Here is an 11,427-nt window from a genome sequence, read left to right as displayed (position 1 = left end):
GGATGGGGGTGGTTACGGCGCCGGGTCACCGGGCACGCATGGCGGGGGCCGCGGGGCGGCGGGGGTCTGCGGGCACCGCGCGGTCGGCGGCGCCTGCTTCAGCGGGGTCTCACCGGGCTCCCCCGCGCACCGCGCTGTGCGCCGTGCTGTGGGCGAGCCGCTCGCGGTAGAGCTCGGCGGTGCCCTGGGCGGCCCTGGCCCAGGTGAACTTGTCCAGTACCCGCTCGCGTCCGGCCGCGCCGAGGCGCCGGCGCAGCGCGGGGTCGCTCAGGAGCCGGCCGAGCGCGGCGGCCAGCGCGCCCGCGTCGCCGGGCGGCACGGCCAGGCACGTCTCGCCGTCCGCCCCCGTGACCTCGGGGATCGCGCCGCCGGTGGTGGCGACGAGCGGGGTACCGGTGGCCATGGCTTCGGCGGCGGGCAGCGAGAAGCCCTCGTACAGGGAGGGGACGCAGGAGACCTGGGCGCTGCGTACGAGGTCGACGAGCTCCTGGTCGCTGATGCCCTTGACGAACTCGACGGTGCCCCCGAGCCCGTACCGCTCGATGGCCTGGGCGACCGGCCCCTCCTCGGCGCGCTTGCCGACGACGACGAGGTGGGCGTCGGGCTGCTCGGTGCGGAGTTTGGCGAGGGCCTCGACGAGGTGGACGAGGCCCTTGAGCGGTACGTCGGCGCTGGAGGTCGTCACGATGCGGCCGGGGATCTCCGCGACGGACGGGTCGGGCGACCAGAGGCCGGTGTCCGCGCCGATGTGCACGACGCGGATCCGGTCGCGGCGTACGCCGAGGTGTTCGACTATCTCCTCCTGCGAGGAGCCCGAGACGGTGAGCACGGAGGGCAGGCGGCGGGCGACGCGCTTCTGCATCCGTGTGAAGCCGTACCAGCGGCGCACGGAGGCGCGCTTGAGGCGGCTGGTCGCGGCATCGAGGTCGAGCCGCCGGTCGACGGTGATGGGGTGATGGATGGTGGTGACCAGGGGGGCGCCGAGGTCGCCGAGCAGTCCGTAACCGAGCGTCTGGTTGTCGTGGATGACGTCGAACGCGCCCCGGCGGGCGCTCAGGTGGCGCCTGGCGCGCAGCGAGAAGGTGAGGGGCTCGGGGAAGCCGCCGGTCCACATCGTCGCGACTTCGAGGGCGTCGATCCAGTCGCGGTACTCGTCGCGCTTCGGCGTCCGGAAGGGGTCGGGGCTGCGGTACAGGTCGAGGCTGGCCAGCTCGGTCAGCGGTACGCCCTCGTCGAGTACGGGATAGGGCTGGGAGCCGAGGACTTCGACGCTGTGGCCGAGACGGGCGAGCTCGCGGGAGAGGTGGCGTACGTAGACGCCCTGGCCCCCGCAGAAGGGGTTGCCCTTGTACGTCAGGAGCGCGATGCGCAGCGGACGGTCGCCCTGGACCGGGTCCCCCGTGTGGGGGCCCGCCTCTATGGCCTCAGCGGTCACTCTCGGCCCCCTTCTCGCTGCTCTTTCACCGGAGCGTAGCCGGGAGCGTAACCGCTGGCGCTAACCTAGAACAAGTTTCAGTATCGATCGGTCCACACACATCCGACGACGTCTGAATCTACCGGCAGGTAGCGCGACCGTGAGCGCCGGATCAGGTGATTCGCGCCACGACCGGCTCCCTGCCATGCTGTGCCACCCGGGGGTCCCGGTCCCCCACGCCCGGCGTACGGACAAATGCCATGGAATGGGACGCATGACAGCGGAAGTCAAGCCCTCGTCGCCGCCTCTGACGGAACGCCAGGAGGCGCGCCGCCGCCGCATCCTGCACGCCAGCGCCCAGCTCGCCAGCCGGGGCGGCTTCGACGCGGTGCAGATGCGCGAGGTGGCCGAGGCCGCCGGTGTCGCACTGGGCACGCTGTACCGCTACTTCCCGTCCAAGGTCCACCTGCTGGTCGCCACCATGCAGGACCAGCTCCACCACATGCACACCACACTGCGCAAGCGGCCCCCGGCGGGCGAGACCGCGGCCGAGCGCGTCGCCGAGACGCTGATGCGCGCCTTCCGGGCCCTCCAGCGGGAACCGCAGCTGGCGGACGCCATGGTGCGGGCGCTGACTTTCGCGGACCGCAGCGTCAGCCCGGAGGTGGACACGGTGTCGCGCCAGACGACGGCGATCATCCTGGACGCGATGGACCTGGCGGGAGCGCCGACCCCGGAGCAGCTTTCGGCGGTCAGGGTCATCGAGCACACCTGGCACTCGGCGCTGATCACGTGGCTTTCCGGGCGGGCGTCCATCGCGCAGGTGAAGATCGACATCGAGACGGTGTGCAGGCTGATCGACCTGACCGGCCCGGCGGATGCCACCGAGGGACCTTCCCGCCGGTAACAGGGGGCGCATACGCAACGGAAGTGCGCCCTGCGCGCCCCTCCCGCACCCGCCAATGGCCTGAATCCGCACCCGTGAGATCGGCCGTCCCGGGTACTAATGAGCGACGTGCCATGTCCATGCAGGGCTACGCAGGGTTTCTCCGGGGGAGCAGTCAGTGATCAACACGATCCGCGTTCTTCTCGTGCACGACATCTGTCTGGTGCGGTCGGGACTGGCCGCGTTACTGGAAAAGGAGCCCGACATCGAGATATCGACGAGCACCCCGGCGGGAGCGGTGCACAGCGCGCGGTCGTTACCGCCGCAGGTCTGCGTGGTCGACGCGGAGGGGCCCGGATCACCGGGTCTGGTGGCCGCCGCGGAAGTGTCGGGCGCCTGCGGCGCGTACCCGGGCTGCGCGCTGCTCGTCCTGGTCCCCGCGGGCAAACCCGGGCTCCTGCGGCGCGCGTACGAGACCGACGCCCAGGGCTACGTCAACAAGGACGCCACGACCGAGCGGCTCCTCCAAGGGGTACGGCGGGTCGCGGCGGGGGAACGCTTCGTCGACGACTCGCTCGCGCACGCGTTCCTGGACGCGGCCCGCAGCCCGCTGACCCAGCGTGAGTTGAGCGTGCTGTCACTCGCCGCCGAGGGGGCGGACGTCACCGAGATCGCCCACAGCCTGCACCTGACCAACGGAACGGTGCGCAACTACATGGCCGCGATCACCCGCAAGACGGGCGCCCGCAATCGTGTGGACGCCATTCGCATCTCGCAGGGCGCCGGCTGGCTCTGACCAGCCGCCGGCCAGGTCCCGGTAGAGCGCGGAGCACCGGATCAGTTCGTCATGACTGCCGCTCACGGCGTGCGTACCGTCCATCACCAGGACACGGTCCGCGCGCCGGGCCGAGCTGATCCGGTGGGCAACGACGATCAGCGTGGTGTCCGGGCGCCGGGCGAAGGCGCGCTCGGCGCGGGCCTCGGCCGCCGGATCGAGGTGGCAGGTCGCCTCGTCGAGCATGACGACGGGCACGGGCGCGAGGTGCGCGCGGGCCAGTGCCATCAACTGCCGCTCCCCTGCCGAGAGTTCGCGCGGCGCCACCGTGGCGTCCGGGCCGCCCAGCCGCAGCAGCAGTTCGTACGCCCCGACCGCGCGGGCGGAGGCGAGCACGGCGGAGTCGGGCGGCGGGTCCGGGCACAGATAGGTGAGGTTGTCGCGCAGCGTCCCGGAGAAGACGTACGCCTCCTGCGGCACCAGCACCCGCCGGTGCACCGCGCCGCGCACCGGCCCGCCGCAGAGCAGCACCTCCCCCCGGCCGGGCACCAGCAGGCCCGCGACCAGGGCGGTCAGGGTGGACTTGCCGATACCGCTGGGCCCGACGACCGTGAGGTGACCGCCGGCCGGAACGGTGAGGTCGAGCTCCCGGAACACCGGCTCGGCGTGCGGACCGTAGGCGAAGGTCACCCCCCGAAGCTCCACGGCGGCCGGGCGGGGCGGGTTCTCCTCCCGTCCCGTACCGGTGCCGGAAGGCGCCGGGCCACGCGCGCCCGGCTCGCCCTCGGGCGGCCTGGCGGCGGGTGTCCCCCCAGACGGCCGTCCCGTCAGGCGGCGCAGTACCACCGTCAGGCGGGAGCCCGCCGTGCCCAGGGCCTGCATCAGGCTCTGGAGCGCGGGCAGCAGGGCGTACATCAGGTACGTGAGAGCCCCCACCAGGTCGCCGGGCGTCACCCCTCGGCGCAGCAGCCAGGGCGCCGCCACCAGCAGCAGCACCACCGGCAGCCGGCCGGCCACCGCCACCGCGAGCACCCGCAGCACCCCCCAGCGCGCGAGCGTGCGCGCGGCGCGGAACTCGGCGTCGAACCGGGTGTCCGCCTCGGTGGCGGTCCGGGCCTCCGCGCCGGCTGCCGCGATGTCCCGCAGCCCGGCGGCGGTCGCGTCCAGTACCTCCGCGACCTCCTCGTCGGCGGCCAGGAACGTCTCCTGACGGCGGGCCATCGGGCGCAGGGTCACGAGGAACAGCCCGAGGCCGAGGACCAGCGGCGGCACCACGACCAGCAGCAGCGCGGGCGCCAGTGAGGCGAGCCCGGCCAGCGCACCGGCGGCCGTGAAGACGAACGACCGGGAGACCATGACCAGACCGGCGAAGGTGTCCCTGGCGATCTCCACCTGGTGGGTGAGCCGGGACACCGCCCCATGGTCGGCGCTCTCCAGAGCGTGGTCGACGACGCGGCGCACGAGGCCGTCGCGCAGCGGCTCCACCAGCTCGGACACCGCCCGGAACACCCGCCCGGTGCCGTACGCCCCGGCCGCGACGGCCACGGCCGCCGCCGCCAGCCAGCCCAGCCCCACGGACGTGCGGCCGGCCAGGAATCCGTGGTCGAGGGCGCGGGCGACGGCGTACCCGAAGAGGAAGGTCTGCGCGGCTTCGAGCAGCGACCAGCCTCCCAGCCGGGCCAGCACGGGCCGCCGCCGGCTCAGGAAGCGCAGGCCCTCGGTGCGCAGGCGGGGCGTTTCTGGCGTCATGACCTGCCTCGGTCCTCTGGTGTGTCGTCGGTGCCTGTGAACACCGCGCGGTAGTCCTCCCATTGCTCCCACAGCCGCGCGTGCGGCCCCACCGCGCGGATGCGGCCTTCGTGCAGCCACGCGACCCGGTCGGCGCGGGCGGCCGTCGAGGCCCGGTGCGCGATGATCAGGCGGGTACGGACACCGGCCTGCCGGGTGAGGGCCTCCGCGACCCGCAGCTCGGTGACCGTATCGAGGCTGGAGGTCGCGTCGTCCAGGATCAGCAGCCGGCCGGGGTGGGCGAAGGCCCGGGCCAGGCCGAGCCGCTGGGCCTCGCCGCCGGACAGCGGGGCCTCGGCGCAGGGGGTGTCGTAGCCGTGCGGAAGGCGGCGTACGAAGTCGTCGGCGCGGGCGGTACGGGCCGCCTCCCGCACGGTCGCGGCGTCCGGTTCACCGGGGCCGAAGGCGATCGTGCCGCCGATCGTGGCGCCCAGCAGCGCCGGCCGCTCGAACGCCTGGCCCACCGCGCGGCGCAGCACGTCGCGCGGCAGCTCGCGCAGCGGTACCCCGTCGAGCGTGACCGTACCCGCGTCGGGGTCGGCGAGGCGGCCCGCGACCGCGGCGACGGTGGACTTGCCGGAGCCCGAGCGGCCCACCAGGGCGAGCGAGGTGCCGCCCGGGACGGTGAGGTCGAGCCGGTCCAGGATCGTGCGCCCGCCGTGGGCGACCGTGACGCCGCGCAGCTCCAGCGTCCCGTCGCCGGGCGCGAGTTCCGCGTCGCCGTGCGCGGTGGCCGGTACGGCGAGCAGTCCGGCGAGGCGGCGGGCCGCGCCCCGGCTGCGCACCAGCCCGTTGAGCCGGCCGACCAGCATCCCGATGCCGGTGGCGAGCGCGGCGTACCGGGCGGCGGCGAGCAGTCCGCCCACCGAGAGCTCGCCCGCCGCAAGGCGTGTTCCGGCCACTGTCAGTACGGCGATCTGGAGCAGCGGCACGAGCACGGCGGCCTGGGCGGTGGAACGGCCCTGGACCCGCCACATCCGGTAGCCCTGGGCGCTGAGGGCCGCGAGTGGTTCCAGGACGCGGGCCCGTTCGCGGCGGGCCGTACCGGCTGCCGCGATCGTGCGGGCGCCGCCCACCGCCTCGACGAGACGTGCGGCGATCTCGCCCTGGCTTTCCTGGTAGCGCGCGACGCTGTCGCCCGACGCGCGGACGAAGGCTTTCAGCAGCAGGGCGAGCAGGGGCATGCCGACGAGGAACGCTCCGGCCGTCCACAGATCGACGAGCGCGAGCGCGACGAACCCGCCGACAGGTGTCACCACGGCGGCCAGCGTGCCCGCGAGCGTGGCGGGGGCGCCTCCGGCGTGGGCGGCGTTGCCGACCAGGCGGGCCACGACGTCCCCGGGCGGGACCCGGTCGGTGCAGCGCGGCCCGGCGGCCAGGACGTGCCCGAGCAGGCGGCGCCGGAACCAGACGGTGGAGCGGGCGTTGGTGGTGCCGGTCAGCACTCCGTCGAGGGCGTCGACCACGACGAGCAGGCAGGTCAGGGCCGCGCAGGCGGTGAGCCAGGCGGTCGCGGGACGCCCGGAGAGCAGCAGGTCCAGCGTGCGGCCGAGCACGGCGGGCAGCGCCAGGCCGGTCAGGGCGCCCGTGGTGCTGAGGAGCAGGATCGCCGTACCGGGGAGCGCGCAGTGCCGGACGGAGCCGAGCAGCAGCCGGTCGGCGGCGCGGAGTTGGTCCAGCTCCGGTGCCATGCGCCTTCGCCCTTTCCTCGGTGCGGGCAGATCGGCGGCCCCGGGAGGCGAGCAGTGCCTCCCGGGGCCGCGTCTCTGTCAGAGTTCCGCAGAGATCTCTCTCGACGTCACAGACACAGCAGGAAGCTGTTGGAGCTGTGCTTGTCGCACGCCAGCAGGCTCAGGCTGCTCTGGTCTCCGCCGTCGGTCTCGGGGGTGTCCAGGCTCTGAAGGTCGAGAAGTGCCATGGTGGTTCCCTTCGGTTGTCCGTTCCCGTGGGGACGGGTTCTTTTGGGCGGAACGGCTCCGGGTCGGAGCCGTACCGGTTCTAGGGCCGCCGGAGCGGCGGGAGGAAGGGCAGGTGCGCGCCGGTGCCGCGCGCCGCTGCCAGCGCGAGGAGCACGCCGGCGCCGCCGGTGCCCAGGTCCATGGAGAGGCGCATCATCTGGTCGCCGGGGAAGGCCAGGTGCCCTTCGTACGGCAGGGCGTACCAGCCGAGTCCGTCGAGCTGCGCCGCGAGGTGGGCGGGGCGCGCCTGCGGCGCGGTCGTCCTCGCCAGGTAGAGGGCCATGCCGGCGCGTCCGTTGAACAGCCCCGGCTGGGCGTAGTACCGCGACCTGGCCGCCCGTACGATGCCGTCCCGCGCCGCTTCGAACTCCTCGTCCTCGCGGTGCGCCAGGAAGTCGTCGAGGACCATGCCGATGCCGACGGACCCGGCCCCGAGGTACGGCATGGTGCGCGTCCCCTCGTCGACGAGCAGGGTGCCGGTGCTGTTGCGCACACAGCGCGCGAGGTCGGCGCGCAGGGCGTCGGCGGCCAGGTCGAGGAGCTGCGGCGCGCCGGTGTCCTCGTACAGCCGCAGGAAGAGGAGCGCGGGGCCGGTGGCGCCGTGCAGCAGGCCGGCTCGCTTGCCGGTGCCGGCGGAGCCGCTGCCGGGCCGCCGCTGGTCGGCGAGGATCTGCGCGGCTTCCAGGGCCCGCTGCCGCAGGGACGTTTCCCCGGAGGTACGGGACAGCTCCGCCAGGACGAGGCCGACGCCGGCGAGGCCGCCGTACAGGCCGGGAACGAGACGCTGCCACTTCTCGTCGAGCACCCGCTGCACCAGCTCCAGCGCGCGTTCGCGGTGGCCGAGCCCGTCGAGCACGTGGGCCACGCCCGTCAGTCCGTCGTAGAGGCCGAGCGGGGTACCGAGCGGCGGTGGCGCGGTGTGCCGCAGCAGCCACTCCTCCCCCTCCTCGTACCGGCCGGCGCCGGCCTGGCCGAGCGCGTGGAGGACCCCGGCGGCGCCGTGCGCGATCCCGAGACCGCCGCCGTCGGCGAACTGGGCGATGTCGCCGGGGAAGATCCTGTCGTCGCGGGCCGGCGTGGCGGAGGCCAGGATGCCGGCGGCGACCGAGTCGCGGCCGCCGGGCCAGTCGGAGGGCTCCACGGGCACGTACGGCCGGTCGCTCGCGGCGTCCGTCCCGCAGATCACCGCCACCGCTTCGTCGAAGAACTCACGTGGTACGTCCGGGAACTGGGCCGCGGCGACGTCCGCCAGATGGCGCGCCTTGTCCCGGTCGACGACCAGCAGGGTGGTCATCGGCAGGAACAGGGCCAGCCGCAGACAGGCCAGGGCGTACAGGTCGACGTCGAAGCCGGTGCGTTCGCGGGGCGCGATGAAGCCGGGGTGGGCGATGGCCTGGCGGTGGTTCTCCTCGACGCGCGCGGCGGCCTCGAAGTCCAGCAGGCGGACGGACTCCTCGTCCGGCCCGACAATGATGTTGAACATGTGCAGGTCGTTGAAGACGACGCCCCGGCCGTGCACGGCGGCGACCGCTTCCTCGACGGCGCGGTGGATCCGCAGCGCCCAGCGCGCGTAGTCCGCGACGGCGGCCGGGTCCGGCTCGGGTTCCAGCAGCGGGTGGCGCTGCGCGAAGAAGGAGTTGAGAGTGCGGCCGGGCAGGTGGTCCATCACCAGGAAGCGGTGGTCACCGAGCATGAACCAGTCACGGACCTCGGGGGCCACCCCCAGCCCGGAGAGCCGTTCCAGTGCGGCGCGTTCCCGCTCCAGGCGGGTGACGGCGTCGGCCCGGTCGGCGGCGAGTCCGGCATGCGGCCGCGCCTCCTTGAGGACCACCTTCTCGCCGCTGCGCAGGTCTTCGCCGAGGTACACCCCGCCGCCGTTGGAGAAGTGCAGGGCGCTTTCGATGCGGTACGGAAGGTCGTTGGTGGTCGTGGCGTTGCGGGCCGCGAGGTGCGGCTCCAGGAACGCGGGGAGCTCCACCCAGTCCGGCACGTGGAAGGCCGGCTCGCGCAGGTCGGGGACGAGGGTCCCTTCCGGGTTCTCGATCGCCGGGACGAGGGTGCCCGTGCCGTCGACGCAGTAGCGGTGCGCGAAGCCGCCGTAGCGGACGTACAGCGGGCCGTCGCCCCAGCGGAGGTCGGTGAGGATGTACGGCCCGGGCTCGCCGTCGAGCAGCTCGCCCAGCTCCCGGAGGATGACGTGCAGCTCGTTCTCGTCGGCCGGGTAGACGGTCACGAACTTGCCGCTGGAGCCGCGTCCGGCGTACTTGGAGTTGCGCAGGTGGAGCGGTTGCGGGCCCGGTACGAACTTGAACGGGACGGCTCGCGGCACGCAGTAGTCCCACACCTTCGCGGCGGTCTTCTCCGCGTTGTCCAGGCAGGCCGAGACGTGGATCTTCCAGCCCTGGGTGGGCCGGCCGGGGAGCGGCGCGCCCTTGTCGTCGACCGGGTTGATGTGCATCCAGTCGCCGGAGACGAACCTCCGCCAGCCGGGCGGCAGTTCGCGCTGGGCGGCCTCGAAGAGCGGCACGGACGAGGACGTCCCGGACCCGGACTCGGAACCTGAACCGGCTCCGGACCCGGAGAGACGGTCCGGGGTCTCGTAGAACTGTCTGTCGGCGAGGCAGAAGACCTCGTACCGGTTGTCCATGGGTCCCCCCTCGGCTGCGGTGACACCGAGATTTCCACGCCGCCGCGGGGGAGGAATAGTCACACCTGTCACGTCATGGCCGTGCGGTACTCATAGGTAAAGATCCGTTCGCCCCCGTTCGAGCGCGCAGGCCGCCGGGCGGCTCCGCCCGTCACTCCTCGGGCGGGAACACCACCTCCCCGCTGCCCGCCAGCGTGATCGCGATCGCCTCGACCGGGCAGCCCTCGGCGGCGGCGAGCACTCTCTCGTTCGCGTCGAGGTCGGGCTCCGCCGGGCGTGACTGGCGGGCGGTGTCCAGGGCGAAGGAGTCCGGCGCGTGGTTCACGCACATGCCGGAGCCGATGCACACGCCCCGGTCGACCTCGACGTGCCAGCGGTCCACCGTCACGCCTCCCCCAGGCCGTGGCCGGCCGGCAGATGGATCATCTTGTGCTCCAGGTACTCGCCGTACCCCTCGGGCCCGAACTCCCTGCCGAGTCCTGAGTTCTTGTAGCCGCCGAAGGGCCCGAGCATGTCGATGCTGAAGGTGTTCACGGAGTACGTACCGGTCCTGACCTGCCGCGCGATGTCGATCCCGTGCTCGGTGTCGGCGGTCCACACACTGCCGCTGAGCCCGTACTCCGAGTCGTTGGCGATCCGCACCGCGTCGCGTTCGTCGTCGTACGGCAGCAGGCAGATGACCGGCCCGAAGATTTCCTCACGGGCGATCCTCATCGTGTTGTCGACCCCGCCGAAGAGCGTCGGCTCGACGTACCAGCCCCGATCCGTACCGGCCGGGCGGCCGCCGCCCGCGAGGATCTTCGCACCCTCCTCCTGGCCGATCCTGATGTAGTCGAGGGAGCGCTGCTGCTGGCGTTTCGCGACGAGCGGGCCGACCTCGGTGGCCGGGTCGAGCGGGTCGCCGACCTTGAGCGCGCCGGCCGCGGCGGCGAACGCCTCGGCGAACTCGTCGTAGCGCGAGCGCGGGGCGAGGATGCGGGTCTGGGCCACGCACGCCTGGCCGTTGAGCATCCAGGCGAAGGGCGCGATGCCTTCGACGGCCGTCGTCAGGTCGGCGTCCGGCAGGATCAGGGCCGCCGACTTGCCGCCGAGTTCCAGCGTCACCCGGGTGAGGTTGCGCGCGGCGACCTCCATCACGCGCTTCCCGGCCGCGACCGAGCCGGTGAACGACACCTTGTCGACGCCGGGATGGCCGACCAGGTACTCACTGACCTCGCGGTCGGCCGGGATGATCGACAGGACGCCCTCGGGCAGCCCGGCGTCGGTGGCTATCTCCGCCAGGATGTACGCGTCGAGCGGAGTCTCCGGCGACACCTTGAGCACGGCCGTGCACCCGGAGAGCAGCGCGGGCGCCAGTTTGGCCGCCGCCGTGAACTGCGGGACGTTCCACGGCACGACGGCCGCGACCACCCCGGCCGGTTCGCGGCGTACGAGAAGCGATCCGAGCACACCGGTCCGCCGCTCCTCGTACGGGAAGTCGCGCGCGACGGCGATGGTGGCGTCCCACACCATCATCGCGGCCAGCGCCTGCATCATCACGCTCGCGGTGTACGGCGTCCCGTTCTCGGAGGTGATGCTGCGGGCGATCTCTTCGTGCCGTACGGCGATCGCGTCCTTGATCCGGGTGACCACGGCGATCCGCTCGTCGAGCGTCGTCCGGGGCCAGGGCCCTTCGTCGAACGCCTTGCGCGCCGCCGCCACCGCCCGGTCGACGTCGGCGCGGGACGCGTGCGGCACCCGGCCGATGACCTCTTCGGTGTGCGGCGAGACGACCTCGATGACCTCGCTCCCGAGCGGATCGGTCAACTGGCCGCCGATGTAAAGCTTCCGGTGCTCCACAAGCTCGGTCATGACTGTCTGCCTCCCAGGGCCGCGACTCTTGTCCGAGTTTCTGACGGTGCATCAGAACTGATACCAGTTCCGGTCCGGGGAGTCCATGACCCGGCACGGCGCGAACCC

General features: G+C 73.1%; 8 protein-coding genes and 1 pseudogene. 2 read left to right on the top strand and 7 right to left on the bottom strand.

Features of this window, described 5'->3' with window-relative positions; all coding sequences use genetic code 11:
• Positions 1 to 109: 109 nt before the first annotated feature.
• Entirely contained in the window at positions 110 to 1,435 is a 1,326-nt protein-coding gene (locus tag AS594_RS24065; protein WP_069935353.1) for a glycosyltransferase family 4 protein, read from the bottom strand.
• A 253-nt stretch (positions 1,436 to 1,688) separates the two neighbouring features.
• Here AS594_RS24065 and AS594_RS24060 point away from each other — a divergent pair, with 253 nt between their 5' ends.
• Together AS594_RS24060 and AS594_RS41270 are read left to right on the top strand one after the other, a co-directional pair.
• Complete coding sequence (locus AS594_RS24060; RefSeq protein ID WP_069928959.1) at positions 1,689 to 2,321, top strand: TetR family transcriptional regulator; 633 nt, start codon at positions 1,689 to 1,691, stop codon at positions 2,319 to 2,321.
• A gap of 157 nt (positions 2,322 to 2,478) precedes the next feature.
• Positions 2,479 to 3,012, top strand: a pseudogene (locus tag AS594_RS41270) (LuxR C-terminal-related transcriptional regulator); the annotation flags it as partial.
• Here the strand turns inward: AS594_RS41270 and AS594_RS47595 are convergent.
• The 6 genes from AS594_RS47595 to AS594_RS24030 form a co-directional block, all read right to left on the bottom strand.
• Positions 2,938 to 4,824 (bottom strand): ATP-binding cassette domain-containing protein, encoded by a 1,887-nt coding sequence (locus AS594_RS47595; RefSeq protein ID WP_338120180.1) that lies wholly within the window; start codon positions 4,822 to 4,824, stop codon positions 2,938 to 2,940. The pseudogene AS594_RS41270 and the gene AS594_RS47595 overlap by 75 nt on opposite strands.
• On the bottom strand, positions 4,821 to 6,554 hold the full coding sequence (locus tag AS594_RS24045) for an ABC transporter ATP-binding protein (RefSeq protein WP_069932239.1): 1,734 nt from the start codon (positions 6,552 to 6,554) through the stop codon (positions 4,821 to 4,823). The genes AS594_RS47595 and AS594_RS24045 overlap by 4 nt, the downstream gene beginning before the upstream one ends.
• Before the next feature lie 107 nt (positions 6,555 to 6,661).
• Positions 6,662 to 6,781, bottom strand: a complete 120-nt coding sequence (locus tag AS594_RS43070; RefSeq protein ID WP_107357889.1) for a SapB/AmfS family lanthipeptide — start codon at positions 6,779 to 6,781, stop codon at positions 6,662 to 6,664.
• Positions 6,782 to 6,861: 80 nt separating this feature from the next.
• Entirely contained in the window at positions 6,862 to 9,468 is a 2,607-nt protein-coding gene (gene lanKC, locus AS594_RS24040) for a class III lanthionine synthetase LanKC (RefSeq protein WP_069935351.1), read from the bottom strand.
• A 151-nt stretch (positions 9,469 to 9,619) separates the two neighbouring features.
• Positions 9,620 to 9,799, bottom strand: coding sequence for a ferredoxin (locus AS594_RS24035; protein WP_069930742.1), 180 nt, complete (start codon positions 9,797 to 9,799; stop codon positions 9,620 to 9,622).
• 53 nt (positions 9,800 to 9,852) lie between these two features.
• Positions 9,853 to 11,319, bottom strand: a complete 1,467-nt coding sequence (locus AS594_RS24030; protein ID WP_069928955.1) for an aldehyde dehydrogenase — start codon at positions 11,317 to 11,319, stop codon at positions 9,853 to 9,855.
• Positions 11,320 to 11,427: the final 108 nt, after the last annotated feature.

It is taken from the genome of Streptomyces agglomeratus (assembly GCF_001746415.1).
Classification (GTDB): domain Bacteria; phylum Actinomycetota; class Actinomycetes; order Streptomycetales; family Streptomycetaceae; genus Streptomyces; species Streptomyces agglomeratus.
This window is presented reverse-complemented; position numbering and strand designations above follow the sequence as displayed.